The following is a 15,019-nucleotide window of genomic DNA, read 5'->3' as shown; positions in this document are numbered from 1 at the left end:
ATAGATTATTAACTTTTAGTGTTAGGGAATTATTATTAGTTATTTTGATTAAATATAAAATTTTCATCAAAGCCTATGTCTGTTAGTAGGCTATTGATTTTTGCTTCGTCTGTATTGGTTTTAACGATTTTAGATTGGTTAATACCCATTAATTCTAATTCTTCTTTTAAAGATTTGTGAGTTGAAGGGTTAATGGTTGCTATTATTAGATAATCAAACTCATCGTTGTAAATACTACTGATAGGATTGACAGTGTTTTTACCAATTTTTAAATCGTGATAATCTACATCTATCCATTTTACGATTTTGAAATAATCTGTTTTAAGATTGGTAGAAAGTATATGCTGGCCAAAGGACCCAGAGCTATATACTACAACTTTAGAGTCTTTTTCTGCTTTTAAAAAAGGATTAAACCAGGTGTCGTTTTTCTCATTGTATATGAGTCCACCAGACCTTACTAAGATTTGCGAATAGAGATAGAATGTGATTTGTGTATCTAGATTTTCCTCATCTAAAACATTGCTTAATTTAGTTTTAAGGAAATTCATTAAAAGTCCAAGTCTGTAGTATTCTGTCTTTGGGTTTTCAACAGATTTTACAATCGAATCGTGTCGTTGTCTGTAATAATACAGAGGAATTTTACTTATGGCTAATCGTTTTGTAAAAGCTAAGTAAGAATATACAATAGCAGCATCTTCTCCCATTACAACATCGTTTGGTACATCGTAAAGTACTTTTTCTAAAAGTTCTTTTTTAAAGAGCTTATTCCAAACATAAGTAGACATTCCGTGTTCGCAGAACTCGCCATTATATATGGCTTTTGGTAAAATCTCAGATTTAATTTTAGTTTCATCATAAAACCCAGGATTTTTTGGTTTTACGGTTTCAATTTTACCATCAAATTCTCTAAAATGACCAGTAACAGCTAAATCTGCATCATTGGCTATGGCAAGTTTGTACAGTGTGTCTAAATAAAAATGATCTACCCAATCATCTCCATCAACGTACGCTATGTGTGTGCCTGACGCGGCTTCTAATCCAGCCTTTCTGGCTGATAATAAACCTCCGTTTGGTTTATGAATTACTTTGATTCGGTTATCATTCTTTGCATAATCATCACAAATTTGAGGGCAATTGTCGGGACTGCCATCGTCTACCAATATTAATTCAAAGTCTTTAAACGATTGTTCTAACAGACTTTCAATACATTGTGCTAAGTATTTTTCTATACGATAAATAGGAACAATAACACTAATTTTTATAGAGCTCATACTTATATATCTTGATTTATTTCTACATAAAATAACCCACTACCTTTTTCATAGCCATTAACTTTATCATTTTTCGCTGTTGTGATGTATAAGTTTGCTTTATCATCAAAACAACAAGATGTTACATTTATAAATGGAAGGGAAATTTCATTAATTTTTTTTCCAGTTGAAGGATTCCATTGCGAAACACAAGCTCCTCCCCATTCTGCAATCCATAGCATACCGTTTTTGTCTATGCACATTCCGTCCGGACTGCCATCTCCATTAAATTCTATGACATAATCAATAAACTCAACATTACCTGTTTCAATGTTATAGTTGTACTTGGCAACTTTCTTTGTTGGTGTGTCAATAAAATAAAGCGTTTTATTATCGTCAGAAAATGCTAATCCGTTAGAAATAGTAGTGTTTTCAATAATCACTTTAGATGCACCATTATGGTAAGAATACACATTTCCTATTCCGTTAATGACTTCAGGATATCCCATTGTGCCAATAATATATCTTCCTGAGGAGTCTTCTATACCATCATTATAGCGTGCATTTTTAGCTATATCTATCTGAAATTTGAAAGTAGATTTTAGGGTATTAAAATCTATTTCGTAAAATCCATTTTTTGAAGCAACCAGAACAACTTTTTTAGATACAACATAAACGTTGCTTGAAGGTGAATCTAACTTTATACTTAAAATTTCTTTAGTATTAGGATTATAACAATATACCAATCCATCTAGGATTGAAACAAAATATAATAGCTGATGTTTAAAATCGAAAATAGGACCTTCAAAAAGTTCTGCAGATTGAGAAAAGTAAATTAAGTTTTTTGTCATTACATGTTTCTTAAATATACTCTCCTCCAGTTATTCTAATGATAGATCCTGTTGTCATTGCAGAATCGTCTGAAATAAAATACATAACGGCTGGTACAGGATCGTTAGGTGTAAGCATACGTCCCATAGGTATTATGTTTCCAGCGTCGTTTTTTAATTGTTCTTCGCTTATACCTTCTTGTTTACGAAGTTGAAGTTCACCTTCTGTACTTGTCCATCCCATTACCAGATAATTAGATCTGATACCATGTTTGGCATAATGATGAGCAATATGAGTAGAGAGTGTATATAATGTTCCTTTGGTTAATGCATATGCTGTACGGTCTTCCTGCCCATAATCCATGTGTGCAGAACCAAAGAAAACAACAGAGCCTCCATTATTTTCTATCATAGATCTTAAAACATGTTTTAATAAAAAATAGGGTGCCTTAAGATTAACGTTAAACACTTTATCATAAGTGTCTTCGTCTGTATCTATTAATGAAGCCACAGGTGTAATACCAGCATATATAATTAATGCATCAATTTTTTTGAAACGTTTTATGGTTTCTTTGTAGTAATCTTCTATTCCTTCAATAGAATTAAGATCAATTTTATGAAAATATAACTGATCTTTGTTGTTAGAGGATTCTATAATTTCTTTACCTTCTTCTGTGTTTCTACTACAAAAAGCTACATTATATCCTTTTTTTAAGCTGGCCTTAAGTATTTCTTTTCCAACACCTTTGGTGCCACCTAACAACATTACAGTTTTCATAAATAGTTTAAATCAATCTTTTATAATTAATGTTCTCAAAACTAGTTATTTATTTTTAGAAATTAATTTTTTTATCTGTGTATTGATACTATTTACGGTAAATAGGTAAAATGCAAAAATATGGGTTTAAGAAACGAAAGTTTTTTATTCAATTTTAAGAAGTGTAGAACTCTTGCTGTTGCTTGTTATTGTTACAATGTAGAGGTTGGCATTATTGCTTTCGTCTATTTGATTGTATTTTTTGTCATTCAGTAAAGCATTTGCTAGCATTGGTGTTGTGTTGCTGTGCCCAACAATTAATACAGTTTTTCCATAGGCTTCTTTTGTAAAATCTTCAGAATTTAGATTTCTAGGGTCATACAAAGTAATCTCTAGATCATTGGCCTTGGCTGTGGGTTGTGCTGTTTCAATTGTTCTGTTGTAATTGGTAGAGTAGACGATATCGAATTTAATCTCTTCAAAAACACTAGCCCATTTTTCTGCACGCTTTTTACCAGCTTCGGTTAGATGTGGATTTTTATCTGCTTTGTCAGACTTATCTTTTTCAGCGTGTCTTATGAGATAATACGTTGTTGTTTCTGGAATATTGTTTTGGGTTTCTTGAGCAAAAATATTAACCGAGACTAATAATAGTAGTGAAAGAACTAATGACTTCATTTTTTAAGTTGATTGATGTTAAATTGCTTAAAATTAATGATTTAATATTGTTTTTGCCTTGGGTAAAATGTTAAATCTATGCCAGGTCTAGTGCAATTTCAATCATTTGCTTAAATGTGGTCTCTCGTTCTTTACTTGTGGTTTTTTCTCCTGTAACTAAAGAATCTGAAATGGTAAGAATAGCAAGCGCATTTGCATTGTGCTTAGCAGCAACAGTGTAAAGTCCTGCAGCTTCCATCTCTACACAAAGTACACCAAACTTAGACCATTTTTTATAGGCCTCTATATTGTCTTCATAAAATTCATCTGAAGACAAAACATTGCCAGCATGGAAGGGAATATTCTTAGCTTCGGCAGCTTTTACTGCTTTTAAGAACAAACCAAAATCTGCGGTAGGAGCGTAGTCTGCACCTCCAAAACGCAACTCGTTAACACCAGATGTAGATGATGCAGCCATGGCTAATACAACATCTCTAATTTTAACGTGTTTTTGATACGAACCAGCACTACCAACTCTTATAAGGTTTTTTACACCAAAGTCTTTTATAAGTTCATTGGCATAGATAGAAATACTAGGTATTCCCATGCCAGAACCCATTGTAGATATGCGTTTGCCTTGATAAGTACCTGTATAGCCATACATGCCTCTTACTTCGTTAAAACAAACGGGATTTTCAAAAAAAGTTTCAGCTATCCACTTAGCTCTAAGAGGATCTCCAGGTAATAAAATAGTCTCTGCTATATCGCCTTTTTTGGCGCCAATATGTACACTCATGCTGTAAAGTTAAGCAAAGCGCTTTAAATTAGTAAGCCGAATTTGAAGTTAGATTTGTCATCATAGCAACACCAGAAGAAGCACCTATTCTGTGCACACCAACTTCTATGTATTTTAGAGCAGTTTCTGCATCTCTAATACCTCCAGAAGCTTTAATTTTTAATTGATCTTTTACGGTTTTTTTCATGATTTTTACAGCAGTAAGCGTAGCGCCGCTTTTAGAAAAACCTGTAGATGTTTTTATAAAATCTGCTTTAGCATCAATACAGATTTCGCATGCTTTTACAATTTCATTTTTAGAAAGTTCGCTTATTTCTAAAATAACTTTAAGAGGTGTTAGACCAATAGCACGTTTAACATCACTGATGTCTTTAAGTACAGCAACATAATTTTTGCTTTTAAGACGACCAATATTCATTACCATATCTATTTCAGAAGCACCTTGCTCTATTGCTTTTTTGGCTTCAAAAATTTTAGCTTCCGTAGACATAGCACCTAGAGGAAAACCAACAACAGTACAGACCTTTACCTCAGAACGACCTAAGGCTTGTTTGGCGATAGGAACATAACAACTGTTTACACAAACAGAGTAAAAATTATGTTTTAGAGCTTCTTCGCATAGCTTTAAAATGTCGGTTTCTGTAGCTGATGAGCTTAGTAAGGTGTGATCTATATATTTGTTCAATTCCATGTTTTTATAAGTAGGTTAATAAAATATTTGCCTATAGTAATTCCCATTTTTGAGGGAAAAACTATAACAAGATTAATCGTTTCTTAAGTATGGTTGGAATTAAATAGCTCGACAAAATTAATAATAAATCCGTTAAAATGCATTGCTTGTGTAAAAATTAATTGCGCATTTCGTCGAAAAGAGCCTTTTTTGGTGTTAATTGTTTGAAATATAGCTTTTTATTTCTAAATAGTAAGGGTTGGTTACGTTTTCTATTTTTAATAGTACATGATAATTGTTAGTATTTAAGGCTTTTTAAGCATCTATTTTTGTGAGAAATTTAAATACTTTAACATGAAAAATTTATTATTATTCGCATTATTAATAGGGTTAACTTTTAGTCTAAATGCACAAGATACAGATGCTGCCAATGATTATAATAAGTGGCAAGCACGTTTAAGATTAATTTCTGTAATACCTTCTCCAGGAGATGATATAGATGGCGCAGATGTAGATTTAAGTACAGCTTTTGTTCCTGAGTTGGACTTTACTTATTTTTTTAACAAGAATTGGGCAGCAGAACTAATTTTGGGTACTACAAAACATGATGTGGATTTAGATGTTGATGGAGTAGGAGCATTAGATTTGGGCCATGTTTGGTTATTACCACCAACGCTGAATCTGCAATACCATTTTTATGCTAGTAATTTTAAACCTTATGTAGGCGCAGGTGTTAACTATACTATATTTTATGGTGTTGACGAGGGAGATTTAGATGATATTGAATATGATAATGCATTCGGGTTTTCTTTGCAAGCAGGTTTAGACTATACCCTTAACGACAAATGGTTTTTAAACTTAGATATAAAGCAATTATTTCTTAAGACAGATGTTACTGTTAATGGAGATCCAGACACATCAGAGGTTAGCATAGATCCATTAATAGTTGGTCTTGGTGTTGGTCTGAAGTTTTAATCTAGACAGTTATCCAATAAAAAAAGAGCCTTAAAAGGCTCTTTTTTTTACTTAGTTAAGTACAGCTTCAACTGTGTATCCTGCATTTCTAAGAAGTTGAATAACTCCGTTTTTACCAGGCAAATGGCCAGCACCAACACCAAAGAAGGTTGGTTGATCTTTTGCGTATTCTTCAATTTTAGAAATCCAGTTTTCATTTCTTTGCTTTAGCAACACATCTTGATGCTCTGAAACTGTTTTATTGGTGTCATCGTCCATCATATCTAGAATAGCTGTAATGTTTTCTTCCTCATAAAGTTTTAGCATTTTTGAAAAAGTTTCTTTGTCGTATTCTAGATTGTCCTTAGCCATACGCACTAAATCTGCATACTGGTCTTCTAAAGGTATATCATCAAAAACCTGTATTTGCTCTTCAAGGGTTTCTAGACCATAGATTTCTTCTTCTTGCTCTTTTGCAATTTTTGTTAGTTCTAACTCGAAAGACTGCATAGGACAGTCTAACATTTTTGGGAAAAACATAGAACTAAGAAAGAAAGGCTTAACCTTTTCTAGCATCTTTACAGGCATTCCCATATTATTTATAAATAAAGAATCAATTGATTTGTAGTCTTCTTCTGAAACAAAATCTTTTAGTGTTTTTCCATCTTTAAAGTATATGCTTTTCATCATCTTCATTTGCATACTTGGATCATCCATGTCTAATTCCATTACAATTTGAGTGGTTTCATCCAGAGCTTTTTTTACATCGTCTTCTAGTGTGGCATTGCATGTGATATGAATAGTACCGAAAAGATATGATGGTTTTTCTAATCCGTTTCCTTCAATTTTCCATAGTGTAGAGTTTTCTAGATTTTGAGCTGTTGTTGAAAATATTGAAAGAGCTGCTACAACAAGTAATGATAAAATGCGTTTCATGTAAGAAGATTTGTTTAGTAAATGCTTATAAATATAACTGTTAGTAGTTTGAAGAAGTTATTTGTTACAAAAAAAGCAAGCAACACGTCTGTAGTTCGATAGCTTTTCGAATTTACTTCAGTGTTGCTTTACCTGCCTGCTAATATAGCAGGACCAACCAATCATTATAAAGACTCTTTACGGACTGTATTGTTACAGTCTGTTTATAATTCTTCTACAACTATGTTTCCTTGGTTTCTAAAAACCAGTTTGTTATCAAACTCATCTAAAAGAATAATACTGTCTGTGGTTACTCTACCTGCTAAGATTTCTTTACTCAACTGATTTAGTACTTCTTTTTGTATTACTCGTTTTACAGGCCTTGCACCATACTCTGGATTGTAACCTTTGTCTGCCAAATAGGCTTTTGCTTCTGGTGTGGCGTCAAAAGTAATGCCTTGTTGTGCAATCATCTTAGTGAGGCCTTTGAGCTGCAAGTCTACAATTTCAATAATATTCTCTTTGGTTAAAGGGGTAAACATTATGGTATCGTCTATACGGTTTAAAAACTCAGGTCTTACACTTTGCTTTAATATACCTAGCACATCTACTTTTGCGGCTTCCATGGCAGATTCTATATCTTTTGTAGCTTCAAAACGCTCTTGGATAATATGGCTTCCCATGTTTGAGGTCATGATGATAATGGTGTTTTTGAAATCTGCAATACGACCTTTGTTGTCGGTTAGACGGCCTTCATCTAATACTTGTAATAATATATTGAAGGTGTCTGGGTGCGCTTTTTCAATTTCATCTAGCAATACAACAGAATACGGTTTGCGTCTTACGGCTTCGGTTAGTTGACCGCCTTCATCATAACCTACGTATCCTGGAGGTGCACCTACCAATCTGCTTACTGCGTGGCGTTCTTGATATTCGCTCATATCGATACGTGTCATTGCATTTTCGTCATCGAAGAGGTATTCTGCTAACGCTTTTGCAAGTTCTGTTTTACCTACACCTGTTGTACCTAAGAATAGGAACGATCCTATGGGTCTGTTGGGATTTTGCAAACCAGCTCTAGATCTACGTACTGCATCGCTTACCGCTTCTATAGCTTCTTCTTGGCCTACAACACGCTTGTGCAATTCGTCTTCTAGCTTAAGTAGCTTTTCTCTCTCGCTTTGTATCATTTTGGTGACTGGAATGCCTGTCCATTTTGCTACAACATCGGCTACATCTTCATAGGTTACTTCTTCTTTAATTAATGCTGTTTCTTGCTGTTCTGCGAGTTGCTCTTGGTAGGCTTCTAGCTTTTCTGTTGCTTCTTTAATTTTACCATATCTAAGCTCTGCTACTTTGCCGTAATCACCTTCGCGCTCTGCACGTTCTGCTTCAAGCTTATAGTTTTCTATTTCTTGCTTGATATTTTGAACGTTTTCAACTGTTTCTTTTTCAGATTTCCACTTTGCATTAAGCTCGTTTCGTTCTTCTTTAAGGTTAGCTAATTCTGCCTTTAGGGACTTTAATTTGGTTTCATCCTTCTCGCGTTTAATGGCTTCGTGTTCTATTTCGAGCTGCATAATTTTACGGTCTAATACATCTAGCTCTTCGGGTTTAGAGTTGATTTCCATTCGTAATTTAGATGCTGCTTCATCCATTAAGTCTATTGCCTTGTCTGGTAAAAAACGGTTTGTGATGTATCTGTTAGATAACTCTACTGCGCCAATTATGGCTTCGTCTTTGATACGTACTTTGTGGTGTGTTTCGTACTTCTCTTTTATACCACGAAGGATGGAAATGGCACTCTCTGTGTCTGGCTCATTAACGGTTACTTTTTGGAAACGACGTTCTAGCGCTTTGTCTTGCTCAAAGTACTTTTGGTATTCATCTAGAGTGGTTGCGCCAATGGCTCTTAGTTCTCCACGTGCTAATGCAGGTTTAAGGATGTTTGCGGCATCCATAGCGCCTTGGCCACCGCCTGCGCCTACAAGGGTGTGTATCTCGTCTATAAAAAGTACTATGTCTCCTTCGCTAGTGGTGACTTCTTTGATGACGGCTTTGAGGCGTTCTTCAAACTCTCCTTTGAATTTTGCGCCAGCGATTAAGGCTCCCATGTCTAGTGCAAAGATTTGTTTGTCTTTTAGGTTTTCTGGTACGTCACCATCTATGATACGGTGTGCTAAGCCTTCGGCAATGGCTGTTTTACCTGTGCCAGGCTCGCCAACCAAGATTGGATTGTTTTTGGTACGACGAGACAGGATTTGGAGTATTCTACGAATCTCTTCATCTCGACCAATAACTGGGTCTAGCTTGCCATCTTGGGCTAACTGGTTGAGGTTTTTGGCATATTTGTTTAAGGAGTTATAGGTTTCTTCTTGACTTTGAGAGGTTACTCTATCTCCTTTGCGTAATTCTTCAATGGCAGAATTTAGTCCGGTTTCTGTGACTCCTTGGTCTTTTAGAATCTGAGCAATTTTGCTTTTGGACTTAAAAATAGCCAGGATTAAATGTTCTATGGATACGTAATCGTCATTCATCTTTTTGGCGATGATTGAGGCTTCGTTTAAGGCTTTGCTTGCTTCTCTGGAAATTATGAGGTCTGCGCCTGAGACTTTTGCAAAACTTTGTAGCTCTTTGTCTAATATTTGTTGTAGTAATGAGACATTGACGTTTAGTTTTTTGAGGATGAATGGTAGTACGTTTTTATCAACCTCGAAGAGTGCTTTGAATATGTGCTCGTTTTCTATTTGTTGATGACTATGGCTTTGAGCGAGCTGTTGTGCTTGCTGTATGGCTTCTTGCGACTTTATTGTATAGTTATTAAAGTTCATATGGTGTTCTGTTTTAGTGTTATTTTGAGTATGCAGTAGGAGGGAAGCTGTGGCGTGGTTTTCTGCTTTTAGCTTGATTATAGCTTCGGTGTACTGTTTGCTCTTAATGACATCTTTATTGTTTTTTAATTGTTTGTTGTTGTGTTTGGTATGCTATAGGCAATTATCTTACCATTTGTAATTGATGGTGTAAAAACGACAAAATGGCTGGTTTTATTGGGTTTGTAGTGACTTTTTGTCTGTTTTTTGCTGTGGTTGGCTCATGGTTATTGTGCTTTGCTTACCCGAATTAACCCGAAGGAGATCCGGAGGAGACCCGGAGGAGAGCCGAAGGAGACCCGAAGGACATACGGCTGAACCTTAAGTTAGTGGTGGTTGAGTTGTGGTTTTGAGGTTGTGGAGGTTCTTGATACAAAATGCTGGCGTACTGTATAGGAACTGATGTTGATTAGGGGGGTGATGAGGTTTTAGAGGTATAGTTTTAAAAAAATACGTATGGTTACGTATTGACTTGTTGATTTGAAAACACGAATTTTGGTTAGTGCTATTAATGAACATTGACTAATGTGATAAAGCAAGTTTAAAACTTGGTTTATCCCGTGATTTTAACAAATAAAACCTTATATTCGTTGATATATAACGAGTTGTAAACAATTTATGAAAACCACAAAAAGCATAATAATTTTAGTTCTTTTTTTGACTTTAAGTTGTCAACAAGAAAAGAAATCATCAGAAAGAAATACTGACTCAAAAATTGAACTTGGTAAAAATAATTCAGAAGCGGAACCAAAATCTGACAACAATTCAATCTCAAAAACGAATTCTGAAAATGCGATTTTTCGGGATATTACAGAATTGGAAAAGTATAACGGATTTAAAAAAATCAGCGGACAAGTTTTAGGTAATTCTGACAAAGCTTTGGTTTATATTCAAAAGGACAGTTTAAAAGTCTTAATTCTAGAAAAAATAATAAAAAACTCATCACCTAAACCCAATTATTCAATTCTTGATGAAGTGAGTTTGACATTTGAAAATTCCGACCAATATATTGCCTTAACTCATTGTGAGTTAATTGAAAATCCTGATGAAAAAATAATATTTAGCCTTGTTGAAAATGATGAAGTTGAATATTTCGATAAAATATTAAAAACTTGGGTTATTGATTTAAACGAAAATAAGTTTAAAGAAATTGAGACAGACAAAGTTAAATGCTTGAATGAATGGTTCGGTTATGACGGATAAAAAACTGTTTACAACAATGTATAACCGCAATTACGGCGGATTCGACTACGTCCGAATCCACTCGGAATTGCTAACGTCAGTGCTTAACCGAAAATAATTAACTTTAATCCCGTAACTGACGGTTATACGAGACCGTTGTAAACAATTATGAACAAACGCGAAGATTACTTTAGAATTTCTAAAAATGGAAACATTCACACGTTGAGTGACAGAATTCCTTTTAAATGGAAAGAATTGATGATTTTTACTTCTGCTTCTTTCATTTTCCTGATTCTATTTTTTGGTTGGTTTGTGGGACTTTTTATCGCAATTCTGACATTAATCTGTTATACTTTTTACCGATTTGCTTCGTGGATTTATTATTCGGAACTAAAAATTGATGAGAAAAGTGGAAAATTAACTCGACTGAAAAAAATACTCGACCGAACTCAAAAAACGGAATTGATATGTGATAAATTTGACCCAAATCGATTTCAATATACTGAGTTAACTCGGAGTGGAAAAACGAAGTTCTTAATGAATTATCGGACACATAAAAACAATGAATTATTAATTTTAAAAAATAAAGCGGACAAAGAACGGATTGAAAAATACATCACTGAAAAAATAACTGTTTACAACAATGTATAACCGCAATTACGGCGGATTCGACTACGTCCGAATCCACTCGGAATTGCTAACGCCAGTTCTTAACCGAAAATTAACGCATATTAACCCGTAACTGACGGTTATACGAGACCGTTGTGCATAATGTCCGAAAAACGAAATCCGAATTAAAATTTGAGAAAAAAAGAAACATTTTGGCTAATTGGAACAATAACTTTCCTTCTGATTTTAATAATCGGACTTTTTGGAATTGACGGACTAAAATCTGACGCAGTTACTGACATAAATGTTCACGATACTTATTATGTAATTGCAAATATTCATCTGATTGTTCTGATTGCATCGCTGACTTTCTTTGGTGTTTACCTAACCCGAATGTTACGGCGGAATTTTAAAAACTTGACCGCAAATCTGATTTTTATGATTTCGGACATAAGCCTGATATTAATTTTCACATTTCTAATCTCATTGGTTAATTCTATCCGAGAAATTCCTGGCTCAACCGAATATCCACCTTTGAGTGGCGGAATTGTGGAAAATGCTGGAAATGGATGGAATAATGCTTATTTCGTTTTATTAATAATCCAACTGATTTTAATAATTCTGCTAGCAATAAGCGGAATAAAAACTGGACTGAATTACAAACGAACTGAATAAAAAAACACTATGCACAACAACGGCTATAGTTCATTGCTTCTGACTTTCCTTTCGGAAAGTCCTCGCAAATTTGCTATCTTCGGTTTACGGCGGAAAATCCTCGCGGATTTTCACGCAACGAAACCATAGCCAAAACCGTTGTGCATAATTTGACCGATGAAACTAATTGAACATAGAAGAATAATAAATAAGAATCCTCAAGCTTACGAAACGGATTTAGAATCTGAACGATTAGTTAAATCAATCATTAATCATATTCGTAATGATTTTTCAAATATCAGATTTGACCAACAGAAAAGAGAAATTTTAAGAGAAATAGTAATTCTACTTTTTGAGGCACAAGAGCATAGACCTTTTTTTCACGTAGAAGGAACTGAATTACCTCTTTGTTGGAATAGACCTTCAGATTGGAATATTGATTATATAAAATATGAATGGGGACATTTACTTTCACAAAATCAAATGCCTGAAAAAAGTAGTTCAATTGAAAATATTGGACTTTACTCAGCAAGATGTAACCAACACATTCAAAGTAGTATGAATATACAAGAGCTTATGGTTTATGGCGGACTGTTAGCTCAAAGAATATCTAATGTTTTGACAAATAGAAGAATATTATTTGCTTCTGAGAAATGGAAGAAGTTAATAAATAGTCTTTATGAATAATAAATATGGCTAATAAATGGGGAATTCCAATTGAAGTGGAAAACTTTGTGTTATCAAGAGATAAATCTTGCGTGTATTGTGGAATCACTTTTACGAAAGACGACAAATCTAGAAAAACAAAACAATCGTGGGAACATATAGTTAATGACATTAGAATAAATGGAGTTGACAATATTGCGCTTTGTTGTATGTCTTGTAATGCAAGTAAAGGTGCTAAGTTATTAGAAGTATGGCTTGAAAGTAAATATTGTAAAAACAAAGGAATTACAAAAGATACAGTTGCTTTGGTTGTTAAAGAAGCAATTAAAAATAAACCTGAACTGAAATAAAAAACTATGCACAACAATGTATAAAATTAATTGCTTGGTAATAGCCTACTTACGAAAATCCTCGCGGATTTTCTATTCGGTTTTTATTTGCTAAATTAGTTGTTTAAACCACGCAACTAATCTTATACGAGAACGTTGCCAGTAATTTAAAAAAACAGAGATAATAAATGAATAAAGAACTTTTTAAAAAACAATTAGATGCCATTATTGAAAAGTTTGACGAGATGGGACGCAAATCTCAACACAACGATTTAAGTGATTTACCAAAAGCTGACAGACAAAGTTTAGTTACAAGAGGAATTGCTTCGGTTCATCGAATTTCTGGAAATAATTCAACTTACAGTTTAGAAATTGAAAGAATAATTCAAAAGCAACCTCATTTACATTTGCATACTTCATCAGTAATTGGTGTTGTGAAAGCCTTAAAAGAAGATTTAGAATTAGGTTACCTTCAAAATTTAGCAGAAATTGTTCATTCCGAGGTTTTTTCTGATTTTTTAGAAATGGCAAAATATCTAAATGATAATGGATATAAAAATGCAGCAGCTGTAATTGCTGGTTCAACATTGGAAAGTCATTTAAGAAAAGTTGCTGATAAAGCTTCTGTTCCATTTGAGAATAACGGAAGACCAATAAAAGCGAATAAATTAAATGCTGATTTAACTAAAGCTGGAGCTTATGAATTACTTGACCAAAAAAACGTGACAGCTTGGTTAGATTTGCGGAATAATGCTGCACACGGAAATTATGATGAATATGAATCCGAACAAGTAAAACTTCTGATTTCAGGAGTTCAAGATTTTATAACAAGAATTAGAGCATAGAATTATGATACAAAAAGGAAGTCGAGTAAGACACAAAGACTCGGATATTGATAATGAAAAGGGAATAATGATGGTATTTGAAATTAAGAACGGATTTGCAGTTTGTGGCTACGGAGATTTTGACAGATTAGGACAAGCAATGGAAACATACAAAGTTTCTGATTTAAAACTTGAAAATTAAAAAACTACTGGCAACAACGTATATAATTTATTGCTAGTTCTAGCCTACTTACGAAAATCCTCGCGGATTTTCTATTCGGTTTGTATTTACTAAATTATGTGCTTAAAACACGCAACAAACCATATACAAACACGTTGGCATTAATAATGGAAACATCGACAATTTTATATATAATCCTTGGAATTTTAGTCCTTGTCCTTCTATTACAAAAAAAGCGGATTGACAAAAATGAGGAATTTGACTCGTATGCTGACGAAAAAAATGAATGGTCTAAATTGACTTCATTTTCGGAATTAAAGATATTGAGTAAATATGCTGGTGAATTAAGATTTGGACCTGCTTTTATTCACATCAAAACGGAACCAAAAAATGCGTTCGGAAAGGAGTTTTACGGAGACTGGTTTTTTAGAACAGAAAACGGAGTTTATCTTCAAAAATGGAATTCAAATCCGATTAAAAGCGGAGTTCATACTAAAGCGAATAATGACTTGATTTATTACGACCGATTAAAAAATAAAACCAAAGTTTTGGAGACTGGAATAAAGTCATTCCATTGGAGTATAGAAAAGGACGGAAATAATGGACTGACTTTAATATCTGACAACGGAAAAACAAAAAACCGAATAAAAATTACTAATGCCAACAATGTATAACCGCAATTACGGCGGATTCGACTGCGTCCGAATCCACTCGGAATTGCTAACGTCAGTGCTTAACCGAAAATTTAACGTATATTAACCCGTAACTGACGGTTATACGAGACCGTTGTACAACATTTTGACCCGTCCTGAATAAAGGCTACATAATTTTAAACATTATGTATAAAAACGACAAAGTAATCAGACGGTATTCAG

General features: G+C 33.9%; 17 protein-coding genes. 9 read left to right on the top strand and 8 right to left on the bottom strand.

Annotated features, from left to right (window positions below; genetic code table 11):
• Window positions 1-35: 35 nt before the first annotated feature.
• The 6 genes from P7122_RS15220 to deoC all read right to left on the bottom strand — a co-directional run bounded on the left by P7122_RS15220 (window position 36) and on the right by deoC (window position 4,981).
• Window positions 36-1,271, bottom strand: a complete 1,236-nt coding sequence (locus tag P7122_RS15220; RefSeq protein ID WP_278006660.1) for a glycosyltransferase family 2 protein — start codon at window positions 1,269-1,271, stop codon at window positions 36-38.
• Window positions 1,272-1,273: 2 nt separating this feature from the next.
• Window positions 1,274-2,101, bottom strand: a complete 828-nt coding sequence (locus P7122_RS15215; protein ID WP_278006659.1) for an SMP-30/gluconolactonase/LRE family protein — start codon at window positions 2,099-2,101, stop codon at window positions 1,274-1,276.
• Between the two features lie 10 nt (window positions 2,102-2,111).
• Window positions 2,112-2,858: an SDR family NAD(P)-dependent oxidoreductase gene (locus P7122_RS15210; RefSeq protein WP_278006658.1), complete on the bottom strand. Its 747-nt coding sequence runs from the start codon at window positions 2,856-2,858 to the stop codon at window positions 2,112-2,114.
• A gap of 144 nt (window positions 2,859-3,002) precedes the next feature.
• Window positions 3,003-3,515, bottom strand: coding sequence for a phosphoglycerate mutase family protein (locus P7122_RS15205; protein ID WP_278006657.1), 513 nt, complete (start codon window positions 3,513-3,515; stop codon window positions 3,003-3,005).
• A gap of 76 nt (window positions 3,516-3,591) precedes the next feature.
• Entirely contained in the window at window positions 3,592-4,290 is a 699-nt protein-coding gene (gene deoD / locus P7122_RS15200; RefSeq protein ID WP_278006656.1) for a purine-nucleoside phosphorylase, read from the bottom strand.
• Window positions 4,291-4,318: 28 nt separating this feature from the next.
• Window positions 4,319-4,981 (bottom strand): deoxyribose-phosphate aldolase, encoded by a 663-nt coding sequence (gene deoC / locus P7122_RS15195; protein ID WP_278006655.1) that lies wholly within the window; start codon window positions 4,979-4,981, stop codon window positions 4,319-4,321.
• Window positions 4,982-5,314: 333 nt separating this feature from the next.
• On the opposite strand from deoC, the gene P7122_RS15190 reads away from it, so the two are divergent.
• Window positions 5,315-5,935: an OmpW/AlkL family protein gene (locus P7122_RS15190; RefSeq protein ID WP_278006654.1), complete on the top strand. Its 621-nt coding sequence runs from the start codon at window positions 5,315-5,317 to the stop codon at window positions 5,933-5,935.
• Between the two features lie 51 nt (window positions 5,936-5,986).
• On the opposite strand, the gene P7122_RS15185 is transcribed toward P7122_RS15190, so the two are convergent.
• Window positions 5,987-6,850 (bottom strand): TraB/GumN family protein, encoded by an 864-nt coding sequence (locus P7122_RS15185; RefSeq protein WP_278006653.1) that lies wholly within the window; start codon window positions 6,848-6,850, stop codon window positions 5,987-5,989.
• A 203-nt stretch (window positions 6,851-7,053) separates the two neighbouring features.
• Window positions 7,054-9,660, bottom strand: coding sequence for an ATP-dependent chaperone ClpB (gene clpB / locus P7122_RS15180; protein ID WP_278006652.1), 2,607 nt, complete (start codon window positions 9,658-9,660; stop codon window positions 7,054-7,056).
• A 657-nt stretch (window positions 9,661-10,317) separates the two neighbouring features.
• Here clpB and P7122_RS15175 point away from each other — a divergent pair.
• The 8 genes from P7122_RS15175 (at window position 10,318) to P7122_RS15140 (ending at window position 14,818) form a co-directional block, all read left to right on the top strand.
• Window positions 10,318-10,902, top strand: coding sequence for a hypothetical protein (locus P7122_RS15175; protein WP_278006651.1), 585 nt, complete (start codon window positions 10,318-10,320; stop codon window positions 10,900-10,902).
• Between the two features lie 147 nt (window positions 10,903-11,049).
• Complete coding sequence (locus tag P7122_RS15170; RefSeq protein WP_278006650.1) at window positions 11,050-11,532, top strand: hypothetical protein; 483 nt, start codon at window positions 11,050-11,052, stop codon at window positions 11,530-11,532.
• Between the two features lie 150 nt (window positions 11,533-11,682).
• Window positions 11,683-12,165, top strand: a complete 483-nt coding sequence (locus P7122_RS15165; protein ID WP_278006649.1) for a hypothetical protein — start codon at window positions 11,683-11,685, stop codon at window positions 12,163-12,165.
• A 156-nt stretch (window positions 12,166-12,321) separates the two neighbouring features.
• Window positions 12,322-12,831: a hypothetical protein gene (locus P7122_RS15160; RefSeq protein ID WP_278006648.1), complete on the top strand. Its 510-nt coding sequence runs from the start codon at window positions 12,322-12,324 to the stop codon at window positions 12,829-12,831.
• Window positions 12,832-12,836: 5 nt separating this feature from the next.
• Window positions 12,837-13,160: an HNH endonuclease gene (locus P7122_RS15155; RefSeq protein WP_278006647.1), complete on the top strand. Its 324-nt coding sequence runs from the start codon at window positions 12,837-12,839 to the stop codon at window positions 13,158-13,160.
• A 167-nt stretch (window positions 13,161-13,327) separates the two neighbouring features.
• The gene (locus P7122_RS15150) at window positions 13,328-13,984 is read left to right on the top strand and encodes a hypothetical protein (protein WP_278006646.1); all 657 of its coding nucleotides are present in this window, start codon (window positions 13,328-13,330) and stop codon (window positions 13,982-13,984) included.
• Between the two features lie 4 nt (window positions 13,985-13,988).
• On the top strand, window positions 13,989-14,165 hold the full coding sequence (locus P7122_RS15145; protein WP_278006645.1) for a hypothetical protein: 177 nt from the start codon (window positions 13,989-13,991) through the stop codon (window positions 14,163-14,165).
• Between the two features lie 146 nt (window positions 14,166-14,311).
• Window positions 14,312-14,818 carry a hypothetical protein gene (locus P7122_RS15140; RefSeq protein WP_278006644.1) on the top strand — a complete coding sequence of 169 codons (507 nt, stop codon included), beginning with the start codon at window positions 14,312-14,314 and terminating at the stop codon, window positions 14,816-14,818.
• Window positions 14,819-15,019 lie beyond the last annotated feature (201 nt).

Origin of the sequence: Winogradskyella marincola, from assembly GCF_029624125.1 — a bacterium.
GTDB classification, from domain to species: Bacteria; Bacteroidota; Bacteroidia; order Flavobacteriales; family Flavobacteriaceae; genus Winogradskyella; species Winogradskyella marincola.
Note: the sequence above shows the minus strand (reverse complement) of the source record. Positions and strands in the feature narration are given on the sequence as shown.

Bases quoted from the DNA above. Each gene is read 5' to 3' on its own strand.
- P7122_RS15220 (WP_278006660.1), bottom strand. From the start codon at position 1,271: ATGAGCTCTATAAAAATTAGTGTTATTGTTCCTATTTATCGTATAGAA.
- P7122_RS15215 (WP_278006659.1), bottom strand. From the start codon at position 2,101: ATGACAAAAAACTTAATTTACTTTTCTCAATCTGCAGAACTTTTTGAA.
- P7122_RS15210 (WP_278006658.1), bottom strand. From the start codon at position 2,858: ATGAAAACTGTAATGTTGTTAGGTGGCACCAAAGGTGTTGGAAAAGAA.
- P7122_RS15205 (WP_278006657.1), bottom strand. From the start codon at position 3,515: ATGAAGTCATTAGTTCTTTCACTACTATTATTAGTCTCGGTTAATATT.
- deoD (WP_278006656.1), bottom strand. From the start codon at position 4,290: ATGAGTGTACATATTGGCGCCAAAAAAGGCGATATAGCAGAGACTATT.
- deoC (WP_278006655.1), bottom strand. From the start codon at position 4,981: ATGGAATTGAACAAATATATAGATCACACCTTACTAAGCTCATCAGCT.
- P7122_RS15190 (WP_278006654.1), top strand. From the start codon at position 5,315: ATGAAAAATTTATTATTATTCGCATTATTAATAGGGTTAACTTTTAGT.
- P7122_RS15185 (WP_278006653.1), bottom strand. From the start codon at position 6,850: ATGAAACGCATTTTATCATTACTTGTTGTAGCAGCTCTTTCAATATTT.
- clpB (WP_278006652.1), bottom strand. From the start codon at position 9,660: ATGAACTTTAATAACTATACAATAAAGTCGCAAGAAGCCATACAGCAA.
- P7122_RS15175 (WP_278006651.1), top strand. From the start codon at position 10,318: ATGAAAACCACAAAAAGCATAATAATTTTAGTTCTTTTTTTGACTTTA.
- P7122_RS15170 (WP_278006650.1), top strand. From the start codon at position 11,050: ATGAACAAACGCGAAGATTACTTTAGAATTTCTAAAAATGGAAACATT.
- P7122_RS15160 (WP_278006648.1), top strand. From the start codon at position 12,322: ATGAAACTAATTGAACATAGAAGAATAATAAATAAGAATCCTCAAGCT.
- P7122_RS15155 (WP_278006647.1), top strand. From the start codon at position 12,837: ATGGCTAATAAATGGGGAATTCCAATTGAAGTGGAAAACTTTGTGTTA.
- P7122_RS15150 (WP_278006646.1), top strand. From the start codon at position 13,328: ATGAATAAAGAACTTTTTAAAAAACAATTAGATGCCATTATTGAAAAG.
- P7122_RS15145 (WP_278006645.1), top strand. From the start codon at position 13,989: ATGATACAAAAAGGAAGTCGAGTAAGACACAAAGACTCGGATATTGAT.
- P7122_RS15140 (WP_278006644.1), top strand. From the start codon at position 14,312: ATGGAAACATCGACAATTTTATATATAATCCTTGGAATTTTAGTCCTT.